The 22,113-nt window shown below is 47.5% G+C and carries 23 protein-coding genes; 5 read left to right on the forward strand and 18 right to left on the reverse strand.

The annotated features are described in order from the left end of the window. Window positions 1-13 precede the first annotated feature (13 nt). Entirely contained in the window at window positions 14-1,279 is a 1,266-nt protein-coding gene (locus ACKXGA_RS06875) for a PTS sugar transporter subunit IIC (RefSeq protein WP_117534377.1), read from the reverse strand. A gap of 5 nt (window positions 1,280-1,284) precedes the next feature. Then, window positions 1,285-1,593: a PTS sugar transporter subunit IIB gene (locus tag ACKXGA_RS06880; protein WP_097781472.1), complete on the reverse strand. Its 309-nt coding sequence runs from the start codon at window positions 1,591-1,593 to the stop codon at window positions 1,285-1,287. A 428-nt stretch (window positions 1,594-2,021) separates the two neighbouring features. Here ACKXGA_RS06880 and ACKXGA_RS06885 point away from each other — a divergent pair, with 428 nt between their 5' ends. Continuing rightward, entirely contained in the window at window positions 2,022-3,500 is a 1,479-nt protein-coding gene (locus ACKXGA_RS06885) for a recombinase family protein (protein WP_423730354.1), read from the forward strand. Window positions 3,501-3,553: 53 nt separating this feature from the next. Here ACKXGA_RS06885 and ACKXGA_RS06890 read toward each other — a convergent pair whose 3' ends face one another. Continuing rightward, window positions 3,554-5,110, reverse strand: coding sequence for a DUF4368 domain-containing protein (locus ACKXGA_RS06890; protein WP_423730393.1), 1,557 nt, complete (start codon window positions 5,108-5,110; stop codon window positions 3,554-3,556). On the opposite strand from ACKXGA_RS06890, the gene ACKXGA_RS06895 reads away from it, so the two are divergent. Continuing rightward, window positions 5,027-5,287: a hypothetical protein gene (locus tag ACKXGA_RS06895; protein WP_423730355.1), complete on the forward strand. Its 261-nt coding sequence runs from the start codon at window positions 5,027-5,029 to the stop codon at window positions 5,285-5,287. The genes ACKXGA_RS06890 and ACKXGA_RS06895 overlap by 84 nt on opposite strands. Before the next feature lie 3 nt (window positions 5,288-5,290). Here ACKXGA_RS06895 and ACKXGA_RS06900 read toward each other — a convergent pair whose 3' ends face one another. From ACKXGA_RS06900 to ACKXGA_RS06925, 6 genes are all read right to left on the reverse strand, one after another. Beyond that, window positions 5,291-5,653, reverse strand: a complete 363-nt coding sequence (locus ACKXGA_RS06900) for a hypothetical protein (RefSeq protein WP_055145343.1) — start codon at window positions 5,651-5,653, stop codon at window positions 5,291-5,293. Between the two features lie 42 nt (window positions 5,654-5,695). Next, window positions 5,696-8,200, reverse strand: coding sequence for an ABC transporter permease (locus ACKXGA_RS06905; protein ID WP_055145341.1), 2,505 nt, complete (start codon window positions 8,198-8,200; stop codon window positions 5,696-5,698). Continuing rightward, window positions 8,200-8,880, reverse strand: a complete 681-nt coding sequence (locus ACKXGA_RS06910; protein ID WP_055145338.1) for an ABC transporter ATP-binding protein — start codon at window positions 8,878-8,880, stop codon at window positions 8,200-8,202. Before ACKXGA_RS06910 ends, ACKXGA_RS06905 begins: the two co-directional genes overlap by 1 nt. Before the next feature lie 100 nt (window positions 8,881-8,980). Next, window positions 8,981-9,988: a sensor histidine kinase gene (locus ACKXGA_RS06915; RefSeq protein ID WP_055145335.1), complete on the reverse strand. Its 1,008-nt coding sequence runs from the start codon at window positions 9,986-9,988 to the stop codon at window positions 8,981-8,983. Window position 9,989: 1 nt separating this feature from the next. Next, window positions 9,990-10,658, reverse strand: coding sequence for a response regulator transcription factor (locus tag ACKXGA_RS06920; protein ID WP_055145332.1), 669 nt, complete (start codon window positions 10,656-10,658; stop codon window positions 9,990-9,992). Further along, a complete protein-coding gene (locus tag ACKXGA_RS06925) occupies window positions 10,655-10,867 on the reverse strand; it encodes a helix-turn-helix domain-containing protein (RefSeq protein ID WP_055145329.1) in 213 nt (70 codons plus the stop codon). Before ACKXGA_RS06925 ends, ACKXGA_RS06920 begins: the two co-directional genes overlap by 4 nt. 401 nt (window positions 10,868-11,268) lie before the next feature. Here ACKXGA_RS06925 and ACKXGA_RS06930 point away from each other — a divergent pair, with 401 nt between their 5' ends. Then, window positions 11,269-11,829 carry an RNA polymerase sigma factor gene (locus ACKXGA_RS06930; protein ID WP_055145326.1) on the forward strand — a complete coding sequence of 187 codons (561 nt, stop codon included), beginning with the start codon at window positions 11,269-11,271 and terminating at the stop codon, window positions 11,827-11,829. Next, window positions 11,826-12,494 (forward strand): hypothetical protein, encoded by a 669-nt coding sequence (locus tag ACKXGA_RS06935; protein ID WP_055145323.1) that lies wholly within the window; start codon window positions 11,826-11,828, stop codon window positions 12,492-12,494. Before ACKXGA_RS06930 ends, ACKXGA_RS06935 begins: the two co-directional genes overlap by 4 nt. 133 nt (window positions 12,495-12,627) lie before the next feature. Here the strand turns inward: ACKXGA_RS06935 and mobQ are convergent, their stop codons facing one another. The 9 genes from mobQ to ACKXGA_RS06980 form a co-directional block, all read right to left on the reverse strand. Continuing rightward, complete coding sequence (gene mobQ, locus ACKXGA_RS06940) at window positions 12,628-14,325, reverse strand: MobQ family relaxase (protein ID WP_055145320.1); 1,698 nt, start codon at window positions 14,323-14,325, stop codon at window positions 12,628-12,630. A gap of 6 nt (window positions 14,326-14,331) precedes the next feature. Next, window positions 14,332-14,562, reverse strand: coding sequence for a hypothetical protein (locus ACKXGA_RS06945; protein WP_055145317.1), 231 nt, complete (start codon window positions 14,560-14,562; stop codon window positions 14,332-14,334). A 164-nt stretch (window positions 14,563-14,726) separates the two neighbouring features. Further along, window positions 14,727-14,915 (reverse strand): hypothetical protein, encoded by a 189-nt coding sequence (locus ACKXGA_RS06950; RefSeq protein ID WP_055145756.1) that lies wholly within the window; start codon window positions 14,913-14,915, stop codon window positions 14,727-14,729. A gap of 203 nt (window positions 14,916-15,118) precedes the next feature. Continuing rightward, window positions 15,119-15,493 (reverse strand): hypothetical protein, encoded by a 375-nt coding sequence (locus tag ACKXGA_RS06955; protein ID WP_055145314.1) that lies wholly within the window; start codon window positions 15,491-15,493, stop codon window positions 15,119-15,121. Next, the gene (locus ACKXGA_RS06960; RefSeq protein ID WP_055145311.1) at window positions 15,490-16,419 is read right to left on the reverse strand and encodes a ParM/StbA family protein; all 930 of its coding nucleotides are present in this window, start codon (window positions 16,417-16,419) and stop codon (window positions 15,490-15,492) included. Before ACKXGA_RS06960 ends, ACKXGA_RS06955 begins: the two co-directional genes overlap by 4 nt. Window positions 16,420-16,702: 283 nt before the next feature. Beyond that, the gene (locus ACKXGA_RS06965) at window positions 16,703-18,028 is read right to left on the reverse strand and encodes a DNA primase family protein (RefSeq protein WP_330375650.1); all 1,326 of its coding nucleotides are present in this window, start codon (window positions 18,026-18,028) and stop codon (window positions 16,703-16,705) included. Continuing rightward, window positions 17,991-18,626 carry a CHC2 zinc finger domain-containing protein gene (locus ACKXGA_RS06970; RefSeq protein WP_055145308.1) on the reverse strand — a complete coding sequence of 212 codons (636 nt, stop codon included), beginning with the start codon at window positions 18,624-18,626 and terminating at the stop codon, window positions 17,991-17,993. Before ACKXGA_RS06970 ends, ACKXGA_RS06965 begins: the two co-directional genes overlap by 38 nt. An 83-nt stretch (window positions 18,627-18,709) precedes the next feature. After that, a complete protein-coding gene (locus ACKXGA_RS06975) occupies window positions 18,710-20,758 on the reverse strand; it encodes a recombinase family protein (RefSeq protein WP_055145306.1) in 2,049 nt (682 codons plus the stop codon). Beyond that, the gene (locus ACKXGA_RS06980; RefSeq protein ID WP_055145303.1) at window positions 20,755-20,964 is read right to left on the reverse strand and encodes a transposon-encoded TnpW family protein; all 210 of its coding nucleotides are present in this window, start codon (window positions 20,962-20,964) and stop codon (window positions 20,755-20,757) included. Before ACKXGA_RS06980 ends, ACKXGA_RS06975 begins: the two co-directional genes overlap by 4 nt. Window positions 20,965-21,214: 250 nt before the next feature. Here ACKXGA_RS06980 and ACKXGA_RS06985 point away from each other — a divergent pair, with 250 nt between their 5' ends. Continuing rightward, window positions 21,215-22,093, forward strand: coding sequence for a hypothetical protein (locus ACKXGA_RS06985; RefSeq protein WP_055145300.1), 879 nt, complete (start codon window positions 21,215-21,217; stop codon window positions 22,091-22,093). Window positions 22,094-22,113 lie beyond the last annotated feature (20 nt).

Here is a 22,113-nt window from a genome sequence, read left to right on the forward strand (position 1 = left end):
AGAGAAACGCGCGTTATTGTTCCGCTTCTGCCGCTGCCTTTTCTTCAGCAAGGTACTTCTTATCCTGGATGCGGACAAAGGGCATGAAGATCAGGATGTCGATGATGCAGACCACGACCTCCAGAATGGCGATGGTGAAGCTGCCATTCAGGATACCCGTGACGCCCATCGGGAAGTTAAAGACAGTGACGCCGGCGTATCGAGCGACCAGGCCAGAGGAGCAGGCCAGCCAGCCCAGCAGAACATTAACCGTTGGGGAGATAATCCAGGGGATGGCCATAAAGGGGTTCATAACGACGGGAACGCCGAACATTAGCGGCTCAGAGATGCCGAAGAAGGCGGGTGCGATGGAAATTTTGCCGACGGTCTTAAGCTGATTCGACTTGGAGAAGATCAGGACGGCCAGCGCAAAGGCCGGGTAGAGGACGGCAATGGTCATCGAGTAGGAAAAGGCCATACCGATGATGTTGGGAATGGGCTGACCGGCAGCGTAGGCAGCCTGGTTCATACCGTCCAGACCGAACATGATGGGGCCGGTCGCGCTGGTGAGGAAGCCGGGGTGGATGCCGAGGGCCCAGCATACCTGGCCGATGATCTGCAGGATCATTTGAGAGATGACGTTGCTGCCGATCAACGCGGTCAGAGGAATCTGCAGCAGGTTGTACAGGCAATCAAAGATGTTGCCCCAAGGAGTCAGGCTGAACAGACCGCGTAGTACCATGGCGGCGATTACCACGATAAAACCAGGAATCAGGGAGACGAAGGTGTTCGAGACGTAGTCCGGGGTGCCGGCAGGCATCTTGATGACGATGTTGGCGTCCACGATGGCCTTGTACAGCCGAACCGTGAGGAAAGCCAGTAGAAAGCCGACAATCATGCCGGAGGTGCCCATATAGCTGGTGCTGGGGGTAGTGGTGCCGGTATCCAGAGTAGCGGTGGGCAGCAGGGCAATGTAGACCACCAGGGCCAGGATGACAGCCACCTTGTTGGTGATTTTGAGCTTTTCGGCGTAGGCAGAGGCGACGCCGTAGGTAAAGAAGACGCCCAGCATGTTGGTGGTCGCCGACACGACGGCCGCCAGAATGCCGGAAATGCCGGTGGACTGGATGAAGTTTTGCCAGAAATTCACCGGTAGGCCGCTGAACAGGCTGGCGAACGAACCGATGATGACGACGGGCAGCATACTCATGCAGCCCTGCGAGATGGATTGCAGGTAGATATTGCGGCTGACCTTGTCACTGGCAAGCGTCAGCGTCTCGGAGAAGTTTATCTTTGCCATGATTATTAGACCTCCTCGCCCATCATCTTGCGGGCGGCCTTGAGGACGGCTACGCCGTTCATCATGCCATAGTCTTTCATATCAATGGGGGCGGCGGGGATGCCGGGGCAGGCAGCCTGTACCTCGCCCAGCTTGTGTTTGACCTGAGGTCCGATCAGAATGCAGTCGGCATCGGCAGTCACCTCGCTGGCGGCAGACAGAGCATAGGCCGCAATAGTACAGTCATAACCAATCTTTTTGGCGGCTTCCTTCATCTTTGCCACCATCATGCTGGTGGACATACCATTGCTGCAAAGCAGGATGATCTTCTTCATAATTGATTACCTCCATCAATGAATGATACCGTGCATCCATACAGCCACAGGCTGCTTGAATCCAATACTGTGCGTCCGAGAGCAATATCTACAAAAGATGCTAACGACGAGTTCTTTTGTTTGTGCCCTTTGGACGCATTCAGTGTACCATGTTCCCACAGGAGTGTCCACGAAATAATTTGCGGCAATCAAAAAGGCAAAAGAACTATAAAACAAAGCCTTTTCGTCAATCTGTATGATTTTTATGGTGCTACTTTGGGGGTTTTAACAAGAATTGCTTTATCTGTAGCAGTTTTCTTCTGGATGCTCGCGTTTTCTTCGCTTTTTTTAGAAAAATGTCTTGTAATGCCTCATAAAATATGGTATATATTATACGAAATATACTGTGGCTACATTTATCTCCATACAGAGTGAAAGGAGCCCCCACCATGACCGCTGTGATCTATGCCCGCTATTCATCGGATAACCAGCGTGAAGAATCCATTGAAGGCCAGATCCGGGAGTGCACGGCCTATGCGGAAAAGAATGGCATCACCATCGTCAAGCACTACATTGACCGTGCTATCTCTGCCAAGACAGACAACCGCCCGCAGTTCCAACAGATGATAAAAGACAGCGACAAGAAGCTGTTCGACATCGTTCTGGTCTGGAAACTTGACCGCTTTGCCCGGAACCGCTACGACAGTGCCCGGTACAAGACCCAGCTGAAGAAGAACGGCGTCAAGCTTATGTCGGCAACGGAAATCATCTCTGAGGGGCCGGAGGGCATCATTCTGGAATCGGTGCTGGAGGGCTATGCGGAATACTACTCTGCCGACCTGTCGGAGAAAGTGATTCGCGGCATGACGGAGAATGCCCTCAAGGGCAAGTTCACCGGCGGTGCAATCCCTTTTGGATACACCATCAATGCCGACCGCCGTTTTGAAATCGACCCACTGACTGCGCCTTTCGTAGCTGAAACTTTTCGGCGTTATAACGATGGTCAGACCATGCGGGAAATCCGGGACTGGCTGAACGAGAAAGGCATCAAGAACCAGCGCGGCGGGCCGATGACCTTCAACACCATCCAGCACATGCTGAGCAACCGCCGATATATCGGCGAGTTGAAGTACCGGGACGTCCTGATTCCCGATGCGATTCCACCTATCGTGTCCGTAGAGCTTTTCAACGATGTACAGGAGAAGATGTTGAAAAACAAGAAAGCCCCTGCCCGTAGAAAGGCAGAGGACGACTATCTGCTCACCACCAAGTTGTTCTGCGGCTACTGTGGGGCGTTGATGTTTGGAGAGAGCGGCACGAGCCGGACGGGCGAAGTCCACCGCTATTATAAATGTGCTACTGCCAAAAAGCACAAGGGCTGCAAGAAAAAGACCGTCCGTAAACAGTGGCTGGAAGATCTGGTGGTCAATCAGACCATGCAGCTTGTCAAGGATGATGCCGCTATGGAATCCATCATCGCCAAGGTGATGGAGCTGCAAAACAAAGAAAACACCAACATTCCTCTTTATGAAAAGCAGCTTCGAGATGCAGAATCTGGTATCCAGAATATGCTGAATGCGATTCAGGCCGGCATCCTGACCAGCTCCACCAAGGAACGGCTAGAGCAGCTGGAAGAAACCAAGCGTGAGCTTGAAGCCCGTATTGCGGAAGAAAAGCTGGCAAAGCCGAAAGTGACTGAAGAGTTCATCCGGTTTTGGCTGCTGCGGTTCCGCAAGCTGGATATGAGCCTGAAGGACCAGCGGCAGGCACTGGTGGATACCTTCATCAATGCGATTTACCTGTATGATGATAAGGTTTTGATAACCTTTAATTATAAAGAAGGAACACAGACCGTCACCTTTGGAGAAGCGACAGAAGTCGCATCAAAGGGAAATGGTTCGGATTTGGATTGCATTCCTGCACCATGACGAATGTTCTTACAGCATTTAGCTGTCAAAGAACATTCGTCATTTTTTATTTGCTAAATAGCGACATCACAAGGGGCGTAGTTCACAACTACGCCTTTTCTTGTATTCACCGACACATCGGGTGTCGGCAAAGGAAGTGCGCTTGGAATCTCGATGGTGCCCACGCAGTTGTAGTGAATGCGGAGCCGCTGCTCCCATACACCGTTGACCTTTTCTGCATTGAACACTTCGATTTTTTCAACCAGTTCATTCAGCATCCGGGGTGTCAGCTTTTTTGCTCTGGTGTACTTGCGAACCAGACTGATGAACATATCCGTTGTCATGGTGCAGCTGCTCTGCTTTTCGATTTTGGCGCGGAGCTGTTTGATTTTCTCGGTCAGCTCCTTTTGCTCGTCCTCATATCTCCGGGACATTCTGGAAAAGCGTTCATCAGAGATTTTGCCGGAAACATTGTCCTCATAGATGCGCTCAAAGAGGCCGTCCAGTTCTTCATCACGGGCAAGGAGAGCTTTCAACTCTTTCTCTTTCAGCTTGCGGTCGGCTTCGTCCGCCTGCTGGGAGTGCCCGATAACAGCTTTCAGAAAGTCGTCCTCGTAGAGGCTGGCAAACTTGGTCAGCCGCCGAATCTCGCCCAACACCACTTCTTCCAGAAAGTCTACCCGGATGTAGTGGGTGGATTGACAGGTGCCACGGTTGCCCTTGTAGTTGGAGCAGTTGAAATACTTGATTTCCGGGTTGCCCTGATTGAAGTGGAAATGCAGATTGCAGCCGCAGTCTGCGCAGACAAGCAGGCCGGAGAACATATTGTGTTCTCCGTTGCTGGTACGGCGTTTGCGCATCTTTCCACGCTTCTGCTGTACCTGCTCAAACACGGCACGTTCAATAATGGGTTCGTGAACATCTTGGAACACCACCCAATTTTCCGGGTCGTTATGAATCCGCTTCTTGTTCTTGTAGGACTTGGAGTAGGTTTTGAAGTTCAGAACATCACCACAATACTCCTGCTGGTACAGAAGATGGGTAATCGTGGAACCATTCCACTTGGTGGCGGGGCGCGTCTTGGTCTTTCCGGGACGGCCGATGCCTTTCTGAATCCAGTAGGCCTGCGGCGTCAGGATGCCTTCCTTTTCAAACTGAGTGGCAATCTGTTCCGTGCCAAAGCCCTCCAACGTCATATCAAAAATGCGCCGGACAACTTGTGCAGCTTCTTCATCAATGACCCAATGCTTGGGATTGTTCGGGTCCTTGATATACCCATAGGGAGGAAGTCCCATCGGTTCGCCGGAGTTGCCTTTGATTTTATTACTGATACGGCGTTTCTTGCTGATGTCGCGGGCATACCACTCATTGAACAGGTTTCGGATGGGTGCCAGTTCGTTTTCTCCCTCGGCCGTGTCGATGTTGTCCGAAACGGCAACAAGTCGGATGTCATGGTCCGGGAAAAATTCTTCTGTCAGCCGTCCGACCTCAATATAGTTTCGGCCCAGACGGGAAAGGTCTTTGACGAACACGGCGGAGGCTTTTCCTTGTTCAAGCTGCTGCATCATTTCAACGAAACCGGGACGGTTCATGGTCACGCCGGAAATGCCATCATCCAGAAAGTGAACCAGATTGGTATAGCCTTTTTCCTTTGCAACTTTGGTGAGCAGTTTCTTTTGAGATGGAATTTGTCAAGGGGCTTTTCTGCAAAACACAATGTTTCTGAAAATAGCGTTCAAAATATATGCAGAGCCGTTAGTCCGCAGAGGATGCGAATTATCGGCTCAATGGTTTTCTTTTATTTGTAATCATTACTTTTCCAATTCCAGATATTCTTGTCCCATGAAGAAGATTTTCAATTCGTTTTGATCTACTTCTATCTCAAATTCTACACTACTATTTCCCTGTGTAACACAGATTATATCCGAGTAAGAAAAACTATAATATGCGTCACCGCAGGATAGACCCGAATCGGGCATATCTTTACTCACAGCAAGTTCCCCGTTTTCTTGAAAGGTAAATATCTCCTCAGCATTTGCATCCTTCCATGTGCCAATAATATCTTTTTCGTTCTGAATGCGATTTACTTTACCAACACATACAATGGCAAGTATAACTGCACCAACAGTCAAAGCAATGCCTGCAACTCTCTTTACCAGTTTCTTTTTACGCAATTTCTATTACCTCTGTTTCAGTTGCTTTGTTAGATTGAATGATTACATATTGCTCAATTTCAGTTCCTCTACAATTTCCACCTTTGATACGCTTCTAACAGCAAACAGCATAGCGATACATACCATAGCGCCGACAGCCATAACTGCAAGAGCATAAATACCGCCGTTCATATAAAAAGCAAATGGTGTCATACCCGACGATATGAAGTAGTAGATAGCACAATGAATCAAAAAGCTCACAGGCAACGCAAGAACCAATGCTTTTACGCCGTACAAAACAGCTTCGAGCAATAGCGTACATTTTAATCCTTTGGCAGTCATACCAACAGAACGCAGAACAGCAAATTCGCTTCTTCTCAAATGAATCGTATTCGAGATAGTGTTACAAACATTCAAGCTGATAATAACCGTCATCAGGATCGAGAACAGGCAGATTACCAGTTTTGCAATCGTATATACCTGTCTGGAATTATTCGTTGCGGCTGCAATGTCCACAGTTTGCGGAAATCCTCTGTCAGCCAGACATTCCATTGCTTCTTTATGCTGTGCTGTCTGTATTCTCATTTCCACATAGGCGTTATCATCTATCAGCAAGTTAAAATAACTTAAAGGCACGATGAGGACAGCTCGATCTCTCACAAACATGGATTGGATATTTGCATTTTCTTCTGAAACGATTTCTTCCACGATAATCGGCAAGGCATCCTCGGATGCCCCCAGCGGAATGATTTCTGTTCCCGGTTCAATAAGAAACGGTGAGCCTGCAATTACCCGATTTTGTGCCGAATTATAGTATCCCATAGTCTGATTGAGCAAAATTCCATGATTGAAATTTGTCACATCCAGACTGAATCCATTTTCATCGCAAAAAGAGACAAAATGTTCTTCGTCCAATCCTACGACATATACCTCTGCTTTCGTACCATTGATAAAATATCCTTGCATATCAGGATTGATTTGTTCCTGCGAAAATTCAGCGGTCATATATCGCTGAAAAGAATAGGAAACATCCGCAGTGATATTTTCATCCGATAATGCCCCGATTGCGACAGGAATATCTTTGTATTGAATCATCGAAATCACATCAGTATAACAGGAACCGTCCTCCTTCATATCCAAGGATGTCTGATAAAGCATAAAATCAGAGAAACTATATAAGGAAAGGGCAATTACCACCGACAAGAAAATAGAGCCGGTAATCGCTCGGAAGCGTTTTGGATTACGCTTAATATTTTTTGCTGCTAACGAACCATAAATGCCAAAAACCAAAGAAACGATTTTTCCGTCACGGAATTTCTTTCTTGATACCGCATTGTTAGACTGGCGGATCGCTTCAATAACTGTAATTTTAGCTGCTTGCTTCACAGGCTTTCTACTTCCGAAGTACAAAGAAGCAATGCCGGATAATCCGCTGACGAGCAGGATCAATCCGTTTACCTTCAAGGACAGTTCTACGATGCCAAAAGTGAATGTTTCTCCAAAAGCTGCCCTGACCACACTTAATAACAGAGCAGATAGCAGGATACCAACAACCAATCCAAAGGGTATGCTCACCACTCCCAAAAGGAAGGCTTCTAAATATACGCTAAGGCGTTTTTGCCCTTTTGTGGCTCCAATACTGGATAGCATTCCCATCTGCTTAATTCGTTCCTGTAAGGAAATGGAGAGGGCGTTGCTGATCATTGAAGCAGATGCAGCCATCAAAAGACAAACGACCATGACCACCAAAGCAATCAGTTTTGCAGCTCCTTTACCCCCGGTAATTCCATGATAGACTAACAATTCCGAATGAAACTTTGCTACATGACTGTCTACTGCCGCAGCCACTTCTTCGGCTTCTGTATAGATCGAATTGGATAAATTCTTTGCCTTGACATACGCAGCAAAATCGGATGCCGTTTTGTCAACACCTGCAAAGGCATTATAGTTTGCTGCGATTTTTGAGTCATTCACATCTGACAGAATACCAACAACTACATACGCTTTCTCTTTTGTTGGAACGAAGCTTTCTTCTTCGCCCCTATAATTTGTCAGCCCGGAAAGCTGGGCATTATATTCATCCCAAATTCTTGAACCAAGAGTTAAAGAAATCGTATCTCCAATCTCTGTATTCATGTTGTTTTTCTTCAAAAAAGATTCTGAAATAACAATCTCATTTTCATCTTGCGGGAAACGCCCTGCAAGCAAATACTGATTTAACGAAAATCTTTGGGTAAAGTTCTCGTCAATCTCGCCAACGGAGAGCATTGTACTGTTGGATTTCTCCCCGTAAAAACTGTTTCCGGCAAAGCGGAGAAGCGAAACTTCGCCTACATTGTTTTGACTATATAGCTCTTGAACCTGCTCCCAAGTCAAATCCTCCATGTAGTAGTCATAATCGCCACCATACACTTTTTCTTTCTCTTTCAAAAAATCAACCAACGACCATCCCCCACAGAGAATAGCGGTTATCATACTGATTGACAAAAGAATGGTTAAAAGTGTGAGTAGGGTACGCTTTTTATTCGACAACAGATTCCTGAGTGTAAGCATGAAAATCATATTCATCAGCGTATCACCTCATCCCTCACAAGTCTGCCATCCTGAATTTCCAGAATACGGTCTGCCTGCATTGCGATTTCACGGTCATGGGTAATCAGGATCATTGTCTGGCGATAGACTTCATTGGATTCACGCAGAAGTTTCATAATATCCCTTGTGTTCTCCGTGTCCAGATTTCCCGTTGGCTCATCCGCAAGGATAATCGCAGGTGCGTTAATCAACGCTCGTCCGATTGCCACTCTTTGTTGTTGACCGCCGGATAACTGACTTGGCAGGTGCTTTCTACGCTTTACCAGTTTGAGTGTGGATAGCAGTTCTTTCAAACGCTCCTGATTGATTTTACGCCCATCCAATCGAATCGGCAGCGTGATATTTTCCTCGACAGTCAAAACCGGGATCAGATTATAAAACTGATAGACAAGCCCAACCTGCCTTCTTCTGAATACAGCCAATTCATCTTCATTTTGCTCATAAACATCCTGTCCATCCACAAATACTTTTCCCGAAGTCGGTCTGTCAACACCACCTAAAATGTGCAACAGGGTAGACTTGCCAGACCCAGATGCTCCAATGATTGCAACAAACTCTCCTTTATCGACGGAAAAAGAAACATCTGACAAAGCATGGACAGGAGCATTGTCCATTTCATAGGTTTTGCAGATATTCTCTACTCTTAATATCTCCATAAAAAGTTCCTCCATATATTTTTGCAATTCAGTATAGCAAAGCCAAGTGACTGCTTCATTACTTTTTCATTACAAAAATGTCACTTAAAAAGGGGCTGCATTAAGCAGTCCCCCGATAAAAGCAGATTTCAAATTTTGCACCGCCTGACTCCCGATTTTTCGCTTGGATGACACCACCCTGATTGACAATGATCGTCTTTGCCAGAGCCAACCCCAAACCGGCATTACCGATTGTAGAGCCACTTCCTTGATAAAATCGGTCAAATAAATGGGGGATGTCTTTTTCCTGAAAACCTGTTCCGCTATCCTCTATAATGATCTGTGTCAAAAGAGGTCTTTCTATTGCCTTGATTTCGATAGTGCTGCCCTCTGGTGAATGTTCGATACAGTTTTTGATTACATTCCCCAAGGCTTCAGCAGTCCAATCAGTATCAAGAGATAGTTTTAATTCTGCCGGAATCACTTGCGTGATTGTCTGCATTTTTAATTCTGCCGCAATCTCCAGAGGACGAATTGCTTTTTCTACCACATCTTTTAAGTATACCGCCTGTGGCTTTAGAGTAATCGTTCCTGCATCCAGCTTGGATATTTTCAGAAGTGTGGCTATCAGCCACTCCATTCTTGATAAGAGCATAGTCTGTTCGCGGATCAGCTCATACCTTTCTTCGTCAGTCAGTTCCTCATTACACAGAGAAGCATTTAAGATATTCAGCGATGTCAAAGGTGTTTTTAATTGATGTGAAATATCGGCTAAAGCATTTGCCAAATTACCTTTCTCCATTTTCAGAGCTTCTGCCTGTTCAATAAGCCGTCTTGTCATCTTGGATATTTCATCATGTAAAACAGATAACTCACCTTCTTGAAACTGCCCAAAAGAAATTTTTTCATCTCCATGTAACAGCCTATCAATATGCAAACTAAAATCAGCAATTTTCTTGTATCTCTGATATGTGAAAAAGAGGGAAACTGCACTGGATGAAATGATAGCCGACAGAACAATCCACACAGCTTTGCTATCAACGATAATGCCAATGCCGCCCCAAAATAGAATAAGAATACTGCTGACAACAATTTGCCTTTTAACTTCTTTATTTCTGATAAAGTCCATATCAACCCACCTTATAGCCAAGCCCACGAACGGTAATTATGATTTCCGGCTCCTGCGGATTGGTTTCAATTTTGTCACGTAGCCTTTTCATATAGACAGTCAATGTATTATCATTGATAAACTCCCCAGTAGTGTCCCATAAAAGCTCCAACAATCTTCTGCGAGAAAGGACAATACCTTTGTTACGCAAAAAGACTAACAGCAACTTATATTCCATAGCAGACAACAAAATCTCTTTCCCATTCTTTGATACGGTTGCTTGATTTGTGTCCACAACTAAGTCGAGGTAACTGATAATGTTTTGTGTGTTCTTAGTTCTCCTTAATACGCTGTTGATCCTTGAAAGCAGTTCTCTTGGTCTGAACGGTTTGCTGATATAATCGTCAGCCCCCATATCTAACCCAGCCACAACACTATATTCATCATCAGAAGCCGTTAAGAAAATAACTGGCATAGTTCCTCTTTCTTTAATTGCAGAACAAACAGAAAAACCATTTCCGTTTGATAATTGAATGTCCACCAAGGCTATATCGTATTGGTCGCTATCCAATTTTTCTATTGCTTCTTTTTGACCGGGAGCATTTTCGATTTTGAACCCTTCATTTCCTAAATAGTCTGATAATGAGGATACGATACTTTGGTCATCCTCCACTAATAACAATTTACTCATCGTGTGTTCTCCTTGTTGTCAGCTATAAATTCATTTTTATTTTGTTTATATCTTCCATCAGCCGGCTTTTGGGCATCTTGGGGAATTAGCCATGCACGAGGTAGCCGAACAATTCCATCAATGCGATTCTCCTCACACAGCTTTTGAACACGACGCACCGATATTCCCCAAAGTTTAGCCGCATCCTGTACTGTCATGTATTCAAACATAGTTTACCTCCGCATCAAATAGTTATATATATTATATACGCACAAACGAACAATATCAATGGGCTGTTTGTAAACACTTAAACACTAACTGTGTACGAATTAACTCGGCGCTAACAATTTCCGTCATCCTGTTTCGGATATTATTTATTTTTCCACCCAACCCATTCTGTCCGGGCAGCTACCTTTAATTTTTTGTTACGCCTCCTCTGCTGCGAGCAACTCTACCAAAACCGAAGGACCATATTTTCAGACTGCCGAGCGACCTCGACTGGTGCCAAACGATTTTGCTGAGGCGATAGAAAATAGAATTGCAATGTACTATAATAAAGGTGTGAAATTTTCCCTCGCTTCTGTAAGATTGTCCGCCAGATCCATAGTACATAGGTGAGGAGGTGGATACCTTGTTAGAGGATGTGAAGATCATTGAACTGTTCTTTGCTCGTACTGAGCAGGCAATAGCTGAACTTGCTGCAAAATACGGTTCAACTTGCAAAAGAATTGCAAACAACATTTTGAAATGCGAACCCGACGCAGAAGAATGTGTAAATGATACATACCTTGCTGCGTGGAATGCAATTCCTCCAGAAAGACCTGACCCACTCAGAACCTATATTTTTCGTATTACCCGCAATATCGCTACCGCAAAATACCACGCAAATACTGCACTAAAGCGAAACAGTTACTATGATGTTGCACTTGATGAGTTGGAAGAGTGCCTAACTTCTGCATCTACTATTGAACAGGAAGTGGATGCAAAGGAGCTGTCACAGGAAATTGATCGTTTCCTTGACAGCTTGGATCAGGAAAGCAGGGTTATGTTTGTAGCAAGGTATTGGTACTCAGATAGCATTACAGAAATTGCAAAGAGGCTTCGTACAACAAATAACAATGTGTCTGTTCGCCTTTCCCGAATCAGAAGCAAACTTAAAAATCATTTACAGAAAGCGGGGTATGATTTATGACACGAAAGAACATCTCTGACGCCGTTGGTGGCATTGGTAGCCGTCATATCGAAGAAACGGCGAGTTATCAGGCAAAGAAACAAAAAAGCATTTGGCTGAAATTTGGGGCAATTGCTGCGTGTCTCTGTCTAATCGTGGTGGGAGTGTTTAGTATGGGATTATTCGGCAAAAGTACAGAAACAGCTACATTAGGTGATGGAACTACCATATCTTTCACTAAAGCAGATACGGTAGCCTCTGCTCTGAGTTTGAACTTGCAAGCACGAGCATTGACCAAAGATGAGGTTCAGACTATTTTCGGTGATCTTCCGATTTCCGGAGATGCCCTCTTTACCTTGGACGATGTAGCATTTGTTGGCTTTGATGGTCATTACAGCGATATGAAATTTGTTGTTTCGCTGTCTGGGAACAATCTTATGGATACTACCGTAATTGGCAAGGGAAATGTATCTATGGTTGGAGATACGCCAGTTAAAGCTGGCTACTTCGTTACAAATGCAAACAGCGAAGGAATTAAGACTGTGATCTATTACGCCTATATCACATTTGATAACTATTCCATCTATATCGAAAATGCAGGCGGAGAAAGTGAAAGAGAGGCTGTTCGAGCGGAACTGATGGCAGCACTTGATAAGTTGTTGGAAAACTCTTTTGATTTTAAGTGATAGAATTCGATTAAATATTGCAAGCACCGGTATGGAAAACCCATACCGGTGCTTATTTTACGCTTGACGTATAGGGATTATCTCCATCCCCCTATGTCACAGACTTCACCTGAAGTTTCAACCTCCAGCACTTTTAACGTTCCATATCTCTGTTTTTCATCTTACGCTCAAGCCGCTCCGATCGCCGCCTTTGCCGCAGTTCTCGATCCATTGTCTTTTCCTGTGCATATTCGTCAAGATAGCCAGACACATCCCGTAGGCCACTCTCCATCAACCACCAACTGAACTTGTCGCCATAAGCCGCTTCAATGCGTTGGGCTGCTGCTTTCTCTCTGTCAGGTCGAAGTGCCTTCCGCTCCAGATAAAGCTGCAAGGAATCAAAGCCGGAAGCTTGCTCTTTCAGCTCGGCATACTCAGACAATGCAGCCTCCAGCTCTCCGGCATACTTATTCTCCTGCGCCTCAAGCCGTTTGAGATTATCTTCATAGCGGTCAATCTGGCGCTGGAAGATATCGCTTGTGGCGTCCTCTGGGTATTCCAGAGAATGAAGCAGCATAGCCTTTTCGCTTTTTAGCTCCTCTAACTTTTCCGTCAACTCGGCTATTTTGGAGGCAAGCTCACGGTGCCTGACAAAGTGGATCGCAGGAAGGGATTTCTTTTCAGCCAGTAGGGACTTCCGTTCTTTGGTTGTTTCCTTTATCTGCTGCACAAGGGAGCGGTACTGTGCCAGATTTGGCTTCAGAATATTCAAGGCACCGGTCATCTGTTTCTTGCTGCTGCGGATATGCCCTAACTGATAGCAGAAGATCAGCATATTTTCCCGCAGCTTTTCCAACGCTTCTGCAATAGCGGGCAGCGTGTTCTTCACCGCCTCCGTAATTTTCTTGAACTGCGCCTTCAGTTCCCGCAGGAGCCTGTTGTCCGCCTTGATCTGACGGTTGAGTTCGCACCTGTCGGACACGATACCTTTCTGTTCCAAAGCACGGGCAATCACGCCCTCGTGGATGGTGGGCTGCTCGTCAATGCCTCGCTCGACAAAGCTGCGGTGGTCGATGCGCTCCTCATGACCGTATCGCTCCAAATATTTGTTTGTCACATCTGCCCATGCTTTGCGCCAGATAAGGAGCTGTTCCTCGCTGTTCCAGCGTTCAGAAATGGGATTCTGTCTCCCGTATTTGGTGCTTTTGGGATACTTGCTGGCACGCTCATATCCATGTTCCTCAGCTGCGGATGGTGTCATATACACTTTCTTCCTGCCTACCTTGTACTGGTACTGTTTCTCCCATCCGTCAGCCTGTGCAGCCTTAAACTCGGCAGCGGTAAAGCCCCGTTCCTCACCGTCACGGCTGCAGAGATATTCCTTCTCCGTTTTGTATTGCCATTTGCCGCTTTCATCAAGCGGGCGCACCGTCAAGAGAATGTGGGCATGTGGATTATGACCCGGTGGATCAGGATCGTGGATTGCCAGATCGGCGCACATCCCGTCTGCGACAAATTGGTTTTGTACGAAGTCCGTCAACAGCGTCTGCCATTGCTCTAGGGACAACTCTATGGGCAGGGCTACCACAAACTCACGGGCTAAGCGGCTGTCCTTGGTTTTCTCGTTTTCCTCCACGGCGTTCCAGAGAACCTCTCGGTCTTGCCATGCGGGTGGGGCCATGTCCGGCAGGAATACCTCCTGCCACACAAGCCCCTGCTTTCGGGTGTAATCGTGCTGTACTCCGTCATAGTCATTGAGGATGTGGGAGCAGCTGAGATAAGCGGAGGCTGCACAGGCGGAGCGTCCGGCTCCCCGGCTGACCACCTTTGCCTCCAAGTGGTAAATTGCCATTTGCGTTCACCTCGATTCGTATTTTGTGAGGGGGTGGTAAAACGCCACCCCTTGGTTTCTGTTTCTCTTTGCAAAGAGAAAATGGGCTGCATTGCTGCCCATATCTGCGATAAAGCTGCCGGTGGCAGGTTTTCGCAGGCAGGAGGCGGGCAGAGTATCTGCCGGATTGGTGCGACAAGCAGCAATCTCTGCATCAGCAGAAGCGCCGACTGCACAGGGAATGCTGACTTGCGGCATTTCCTGCCCTCTCTGGAGAAGTGTCCGATGGACAGTTCGTGAAGAGCGCACGAGCCCGACCAACGGAAGGGATACCACCGCCTGCTTCGCAGGTGGTGAGTAAGTGCGCCCTTCGGGATAAAAAAGGAAGGGACGCCCCGGTTGCCCGGAACGCCCCTCGCAGATTAGTGTAGCTTCTCATATAACAAGTCCTCTAATTTTTCAAGCTCCATTTGCTGAGCCTCTGGAAATACTTTCTCCAAAACAGCGCCCTCCTGAATCAAGCGTCTGGTACGGGCCTTTCGCTCTTTCGCCCGATCCCGCATTTGTGCCTCCTCCAATCGGTGCTTGGCCTGCAATTCTTCCTTGGTCATGATCTTTTTATTTGCCATATCTGGCTCCTTTCTGCCGCTGGGCGGCTTCGTGATAGTAAAAAGCAGGGAACTGGTATCACACAGATACCAACTCCCTGCAGAACTGATGGTAAATTGTTTTCCTCATTCTGAGAATTGCCAATTTGGTAGCAAAGACGGATTGTATTGCCACCAACATAGTAGTAAAATCAAGAAAAGTAATTTCAAAAGCCGTCTGCAAAATCCAGCGCAGCTGAAATGTCCTCCTCGGTTTCCTCCGAAACAAGAGCAGCGGCAGGCTGTGCGCTCTGCATAAGCTGTAGGATACCGCCAAGGCTTACCGGCGTACAGCTCTGCAAGCTGCGTGAGATGGTATCCTCGATCCGGCTGAGGAAAGCGTCCTCCTTCTCCCGTGTTTCCAGATAGGGATCATCGGCAAGCTGCTTGCTACGGTCAAAGTAAGCGTTGACCGCCGAAACGACTGCCTTGCTGACTGAACGATATTCTCGCCTGTCAAGGCTCTGCAAATGCTCCCACGCCCTGCGGTCTGCTTCGTTCTCCAGATTCAGCCGAAGTGTTGTTGTGTAGATTTGCTTCATACAAGATCGCCTTTCTTTTGCATTTTCTGTGCAGACAGCAGCTCATAGCCCTTGGCTGTGGCGCAGATGTCATCATTGATCATCACCCGGCTGGCATCATATTCTCCGAAATTCTTCACCATGCAGCTTCCACCGCCGACAACATAGAGCCTCATCAGTTCCGGGTCATACTCATGCTCACGCAGTCTGCGGAAGATGCCTGCGGTGTAATCCCTCGCTGTGTTCTGGATAGCAGTTAGGTAGCGTTCGCTGATGTCTGCCGTCCCAAAGCGAATCACACGCTCCAGAATCGTATCATCTACCGATGCGCCAAACTGCCGCATGAGATTTTCCCGGACAGCAATCATGCACTGGTTTGTCCCGTACTTCTCCGTGAAGCACTTCTGAGATAGCGGACGGCGCTCGTTGATATACATGACATTCATCGTTCCGTTGCCAATGTCGCAAAGCATATTGATGCCCTTGAATCCCCGCAGTCTGTCCGCCACAGCGGAGAAGCCCTGCGGGAAGATGTCCGCTCCGGCAAACTCCACATGATAGCTGACACCACGGAAAATGAAATCCGCCATTTCATTCTGCAACAGGTACGCCTTGAAGCTATCCTTCTGTTCGCTGACCCAAGTAAGAGGGAGCCCCGCCGCCAAATGCACACGGGCAGAGGTCTGCTTGCGGATATTCAGCTCTCTTGCAATGGCAGCAAGGGTCAGAATATAGTAGTCACCGTCTGTCATTTTGTCAGAGATAAACTCCTTGTGACCTTCGCCCACGGTGTAATAGCTGCCGTTGTAGACAAGCAGATTGCTTTTGAAGGTCGGCTCCTTGTCAGAGATGATCACGCCCGTAGGAAAGCAGCAATGTGCAGTCTTGATATTCCCATAGCCGTGGTCGATGCCGATGATTATAGGGTTATTGTTCATATAGTTCATAGTTTGTCCTTTCTGCCGCTGTGCGGCCTTGAAAATAGATTGTTTGTGTACGGCTCTGTACGGTAAACGCCAGTGCTGTACGCCGCTGTACACCGATTGGTCTTTGGATTTTGCGTTTGCTTTGTCAAATCGCTGTTTATACCGCAAGAAAATGCGGTAATCGCAGCACATTGCACATAAAGAACGCTGATTTTGCGGTAAAATAGCTTTTTGAAAACGGAGTTGAGAACTGCCGTACATCGTGTACGGCATGTACGGCAGTTTTGAAGTCCAGTTCTCATATTTAATAAGGAAGCAAGTTCATCGCCTCCACTCCGATAAATCCACGCACCCGCTTTCCGGCTGCGTACACATTGTTGGTAGCCTCCACATTATAAAGCCGTTCATTCTGGGCCAGCTCTGAGCTGATACGATTTGCTGACATAGGCTTTTGTGCGTTGTCCTCGCACCAGCGGAGATAGGCTTCATAGATAGCCTTGGAGCTGGCTTCGCTGTCGGCCTTAAAGCGGATATAGCCCTCGGATTGCAAAAACTCGATCACATTGTTGCTGCTGCGCTTTACTGTCTCCATATTTTCTTTGGCTCTATCGCTGATGGTGAACTGATACTCGTTCCCAATCAACCGCCGCAGACCCTCCAGACACCACAAAAAGATGCCCTCACGCTCCTGTGTCAGCTTATCCACCAGAAATGGATCATCGGCTCGTCCTGCTGGCCTGTCCTTGGTGGTCAACACGATCTGCCTGCGGAAGAAGCCGTCTGACTTGTCGTGCAAAGCGGTTAAAGCGCCGTTGCCGAAGCAAAGAAAGCGGACATAAAGCTGGCTCTGATAGCTTTGAACACCCTTGCGTTCCATATCCATCTTGCACTCTGAGGTCACGATGGATTTGATATAGTTGGTCTTGGGCAGGGCACTCATATCCATATCGTCATCCACCATCAGCAGCTTGTTTTCCAGGTCTGCACGGCTGAAACGGTTGTTCTCTACCTTCTGGATGCTGGTGGTATTCATGTTATCTCCCAGCATGGAGCGCATTACAAGTCCGATTCGACTCTTTCCTTCGCCGCCCTTACCAATCATCAGGAGCATTTTCTGCCCCTTTGTGGTAGGCAATAGGCAGTAGCCCATATACTCCTGCAAGGTGGGAATGTCCTCCGGGACAAGCAGCTCGGATAAAAATTGCAGCCAGCGCACAGGCGGCGGTGCATCGGGGAGATAGGCCACACTCAGACGGTTGTTGCAATAGCTTTTGTCCTCGGTGAAACGCCCATCCAGAAAGAGTGTCCCGTTTGCCACATGGATACGGTCAGTCTCGATGGGCAGGGGCGGCGAATAGGCTTGCAGCTTGATACTGGCCAGCAGATTTGCCACCACCTTGGAAAGCCCGGAGGTCAGACAGCCGGAGATCTCCTCCAGAATGAGATTGCCGATTTGCGCCTCGTCCTCAATCAGTCCATCCACTGTGAACAGCCTTCCTCTGACACATTTCATGGGATGCTTTTTTAAGAACTGCTGACAAAACAGCACTTCGTTGATGCGTTTTCCATCATACCAATCGGGAATGCTTTCTTCAGGCGGCATAACCATTGGGGTATTCAATTCGTCCATAGGTTTCCTCCTTTCGCAGTTGTTCCAGACGCTCCTTTAGTGCTATGATTTCACCATCCGTCATCCAGTCCTGTACAATTTCCCGACGCTCATAGCTGTCACCAAAGGTGAGAATGTTCAGTTCATATTCAATCTGACTGAGCTTGTGGCAGGCTTCCACGAATAAATCATGGACTGGCTCATCCGGCGTTTGCGGCGCATAGTATGCTTTCCATTCCTCCAAGCAACGGTAATAGTCCGATAAAACAGAAAAGCACAGACGCTCGTTTTCTTTGAGCTTCTGTGCTTCTGTTCGGATACGCTTTGCATTGAGTGCCGCTGCGCTGGGCGGCTTGTCCGGGTCAAGATGAAAGTCTATCACCAGCTTCATGGCTGCGTCGTAGGGCTTGAGATCAAACAACCTTGCAGTGAAGTCAATGACATCTCCATGCTCTCCGCAGGTAAAGCAATAATAATGGTCGTTTGCCACATACAAGCTGGGGTGTCTGTCATTGTGAAAGGGGCAGAGCGCCTTGCCGTGCCGGTTGACCTCAAGGCCATACGCCTGTGCCGCTTCCCGCAGGCTGACGTTGTTTTTTACGGTTTCGAATAAATTCATGTGTCCTCCTTTGCGTAGAAAAAGCGGCTTGCCCTGATATAAGGCAAACCGCTTCCTCAAAATTTATTGTTTTATTGGAAATATTAAGCCGGAGAGGTAACTGTCTCCGCTGCCAGTTTTTCCTTCCTGTTCGCTGCATTGCGAACCCGCTGGCCTTTGATATGCCCCTCATATCGGCACTCATCACTGCAATACTTGACATTGCTTCTTGTGGTGGAAAAGGTCTTACCGCAGTTTTCACAAGTGCAGTCACGCCGCCTGTTTTCTGCCGCTTCCTGCCGGTAGAACTTCGCCCGGCAATTCGGTCCGCAGAACATAGCAGCCGAGCTTTTGGATTCAAATCCCTGACCGCAGCACTTACAGGTTAGCTGAAAAGGCTGCCCAACGGTGTGCTTCCCGGCCTTAATCAACTGATAGCGCTCCCGGCTTTTGATGCGATGCTGGCGTAGCTGCTCCTGCCGCTTGATTTCCTCTGCTGTCAGCTCCGGGGCAGGAAGTTCAAACTTTCCGATGAATTTCAGGAAGATTTCTACCTCCTGCGTTCTGTCCCCGTCGATGCGCTCCGGGGCATGAACGATGATTTTATCAATAAATTCATTGATCATCGGTGTAGTCAGCTCGGAGAAATCGGTGTACTTTTCTGCCAAAGCAAGGAACTGCTCTACACGGGCAGTATCTTCCTCATAGCTCGTCAGGCTTTCCTCCGTTTCTGCAATCTGTGCGGAAAGGTTTTTCTGTTCGACTTCGTACTCAGCAAGCAGGCTGTCAAAGCGTTCCTCAGAAATTCGGCCTACGGCAAAGGATTCATAGAGCTTTTTAATGATCGTATCCAGCTCACTGTGGCGCTTACGGTCTTTGTTCAGCTTTCGTTTGGCATCTTTGGCCGCCTCCACCTGCCTGACCTGTGAAGCGGCTCGTATCTTCTCGGTGAATTTTTCCCGATCTGCTATGGCAAGCTGGCTGACAGTGCGGATTGTCTCTAAAATAAGGATACGCAGCGACTTAGTGGTAATATAGTGCCCGCAGCAGTCCTTTCCATGCTTCTGATGTGCCAGTGTATAAGAGGAGCAGTCAAAGAAATCCGACGGATACGGAGTGCCTTCTGTACCGCCTCTGGAACGATGATTATACATCTTTGCGCCGCAGTCCGCACAGTATAAAAGCCCGGTCAGGGGATTGGCTTCGCCTATGGTATCAATACGCCGTGGCGTTTTCCGCAGTTGCTGAGCAAGCTCCCATGTTTCCGGCTCGATAATGGCCTCATGGGTGTTCTCGAAGATCAGCCAGTCCTCCTTGGGATTAGGAATAGAGGTCTTGTCCTTATATGACAGCTTGTGGGAACGGAAATTGACCGTATGCCCCATATACTCAGGCTTAGACAATATCTGCCCCACAATATAGCCGCTCCAGTTATAAGGATATGCGAACTCGGTCTTACTTTTCCAAACGCCAATGCCTTTCCTTGCAAAATAGACCGCCGGAGCTTCTACCTTATCTTCAAAAAGGATTCTGGCAATGTCATAGGGGCCTTTTCCCTCGATGGTCAGACGGAAGATGCGCCGCACAACGGCGGCGGCCTCCTCGTCAATCAACCAATGGTGCTTGTCGTTCGGGTCTTTCTTATAGCCGTAGATGGCACTGTTGGTGGTAGGCTTGCCTGATTCCCCCTTCACACGGATAGCGGTTTTCTGCTTGCGGCTCAGATCACGCAAGTACCACTCGTTCATGATGTTGAGGAACGGAGCAAATTCATTGCTGTTCTGGTCGTTGCTGTCCACGCTGTTGGCGATGGCAATAAAATGAATGCCATGCTGACGGAACATAACCTCCGTGTAAAAGCCGGTCTGCAAGTAGTCACGTCCGATTCGGGACATATCCTTTACGATCACACGAGCCACCTTGCCAGCTTCAATGTCTGCCACCAGCTTTTTCCATGCCGGTCTTTCAAATGTGCCGCCTGAGAATCCGTCGTCCGTGTAATGGGCAAAGTTTGTGTACCCCTGCTGTGCGCAATAGCCCTCCAAGTATTTCTTTTGATTCACAATGGAGTTGCTATCCCCAATCTGGTCATCGTCACGGGAAAGTCGTTCGTATAAGGCGGTGATCTTGTCCTCAGTCTGAATGATGCTCATGATGCGCTCCTTTCAGACTGACGGCTCATTTGTGGTACACCAATTATATCACAAGTTCCGTCGTTTGTAACTACTTCGTTGCGTATCATTCGTAAAATTTTATCCTCCATTGTCTCTTTCCCACTTTCACTGAAAGCGACTCTCACCTTGTAGGTGGTGCCGCCAATACGTCTTATCATATACTGTGCCTGTTTGTTTTTATCCATAGCGTTCCTCCTTGAAAAATTCATGTTCGTTTGATATACTAATGGTGGTTCCGACTGATGTAAGTCGGTGGCATCTTGTGTCATGTTTCATAAAGCTACCGCAACTTGCGTCCTCCTTTCTCTTGATACGGGTTGAAAAAGTAACCTAAATAACCGCTTATCAGATTACCCTCTCACTAATAGGAGAAATCCGGGGTGTAAATCGGAACTGTTTTTGAAAGAAATTCAAAAAATTTTCGGAGGTGAGGTCATGACAGATGAAAATAGAACATTTCTCCTGTTCCCGGATGACGGTGATGACCTAACCGAATGGGATGAAGCCTCCGATCTGACGATACAAAACGAGCAGTTAGAGGAAATCCTCTCCGAAGAACGAGCCTTAGAGCTGGAAAGAGAGCTGGAGCAGGACGAAAACCCAAGGGACTACACCGTAGAACTGGAGGACGAAGAGGAAGAAGCTGCTCCTGTCAGCGAAAAACGCTTAAAGCGCCAGATACGGGCAGAGGCGTTGGCACGGCTGGAGGATGCTGCAAGAACAGAGGACGACTTTCGATACGTTGTCAGCGAATGGGACAGGTTGGATCGGAATCGGGAACGACGGGAGCGTGACCATGAAAATCTCCGGGGAGATGTTCCGTTAGAATACATGGCAGTTCCCAATCCGAAGATGATTCCGCTGTATTTGAATCTGCCACGATACCGCCAGCTTGCCAGCGGCAATTTTCTGGATATCATTTTTTCTTGCCCCTATGAACTGCATGAGTTGGTTGCAAGCTCATTTATTTCTGAGCTGATACGCAGCCTTACCATTGATCAGAAGGAAGTGCTGTATTACCTGTCCATCCGGCAGTACAGCACCATACAGGTGGGTATGATACGGGGACAGACAGACCGAAACATTAGAAAGCTCCGAAAGAATATCCACAAGAAGCTGCAAAGAGCGGTTTATGATTACCTTTTGGAAAAACAGAACGACTGTGGAAGCCTAACGCTGCGGGAACGGCAGTTCTTAGAGGAATATGGGCTTTTGCTGAAAGCCTATGGCAAGGACGCCGTTATCCTCCGGGAGAACAAATCAAAGCCGAGGAAAAAGAAAGCTGCCCTTGGCAGCAGCAAGGACAGCGAATGATCTGATTGAATTTGATAAGC

This window comes from Faecalibacterium hominis (ex Afrizal et al. 2022), assembly GCF_049545105.1.
In the GTDB taxonomy this organism is placed as follows: domain Bacteria; phylum Bacillota; class Clostridia; order Oscillospirales; family Ruminococcaceae; genus Faecalibacterium; species Faecalibacterium duncaniae.

Bases quoted from the DNA above. Each gene is read 5' to 3' on its own strand.
- ACKXGA_RS06935 (WP_055145323.1), top strand. From the start codon at position 11,826: ATGACACGAAAGAACATCTCTGACGCCGTTGGTGGCATTGGTAGCCGT.
- ACKXGA_RS06980 (WP_055145303.1), bottom strand. From the start codon at position 20,964: ATGGATAAAAACAAACAGGCACAGTATATGATAAGACGTATTGGCGGC.
- ACKXGA_RS06950 (WP_055145756.1), bottom strand. From the start codon at position 14,915: ATGACCAAGGAAGAATTGCAGGCCAAGCACCGATTGGAGGAGGCACAA.
- ACKXGA_RS06910 (WP_055145338.1), bottom strand. From the start codon at position 8,880: ATGGAGATATTAAGAGTAGAGAATATCTGCAAAACCTATGAAATGGAC.
- ACKXGA_RS06955 (WP_055145314.1), bottom strand. From the start codon at position 15,493: ATGAAGCAAATCTACACAACAACACTTCGGCTGAATCTGGAGAACGAA.
- ACKXGA_RS06880 (WP_097781472.1), bottom strand. From the start codon at position 1,593: ATGAAGAAGATCATCCTGCTTTGCAGCAATGGTATGTCCACCAGCATG.
- ACKXGA_RS06975 (WP_055145306.1), bottom strand. From the start codon at position 20,758: ATGAGCATCATTCAGACTGAGGACAAGATCACCGCCTTATACGAACGA.
- ACKXGA_RS06965 (WP_330375650.1), bottom strand. From the start codon at position 18,028: ATGGACGAATTGAATACCCCAATGGTTATGCCGCCTGAAGAAAGCATT.
- ACKXGA_RS06925 (WP_055145329.1), bottom strand. From the start codon at position 10,867: ATGTTTGAATACATGACAGTACAGGATGCGGCTAAACTTTGGGGAATA.
- ACKXGA_RS06970 (WP_055145308.1), bottom strand. From the start codon at position 18,626: ATGAATTTATTCGAAACCGTAAAAAACAACGTCAGCCTGCGGGAAGCG.
- ACKXGA_RS06960 (WP_055145311.1), bottom strand. From the start codon at position 16,419: ATGAACTATATGAACAATAACCCTATAATCATCGGCATCGACCACGGC.
- ACKXGA_RS06875 (WP_117534377.1), bottom strand. From the start codon at position 1,279: ATGGCAAAGATAAACTTCTCCGAGACGCTGACGCTTGCCAGTGACAAG.
- ACKXGA_RS06915 (WP_055145335.1), bottom strand. From the start codon at position 9,988: ATGGACTTTATCAGAAATAAAGAAGTTAAAAGGCAAATTGTTGTCAGC.
- ACKXGA_RS06905 (WP_055145341.1), bottom strand. From the start codon at position 8,200: ATGAATATGATTTTCATGCTTACACTCAGGAATCTGTTGTCGAATAAA.
- ACKXGA_RS06985 (WP_055145300.1), top strand. From the start codon at position 21,215: ATGACAGATGAAAATAGAACATTTCTCCTGTTCCCGGATGACGGTGAT.
- ACKXGA_RS06885 (WP_423730354.1), top strand. From the start codon at position 2,022: ATGACCGCTGTGATCTATGCCCGCTATTCATCGGATAACCAGCGTGAA.
- ACKXGA_RS06920 (WP_055145332.1), bottom strand. From the start codon at position 10,658: ATGAGTAAATTGTTATTAGTGGAGGATGACCAAAGTATCGTATCCTCA.
- ACKXGA_RS06945 (WP_055145317.1), bottom strand. From the start codon at position 14,562: ATGCCGCAAGTCAGCATTCCCTGTGCAGTCGGCGCTTCTGCTGATGCA.
- mobQ (WP_055145320.1), bottom strand. From the start codon at position 14,325: ATGGCAATTTACCACTTGGAGGCAAAGGTGGTCAGCCGGGGAGCCGGA.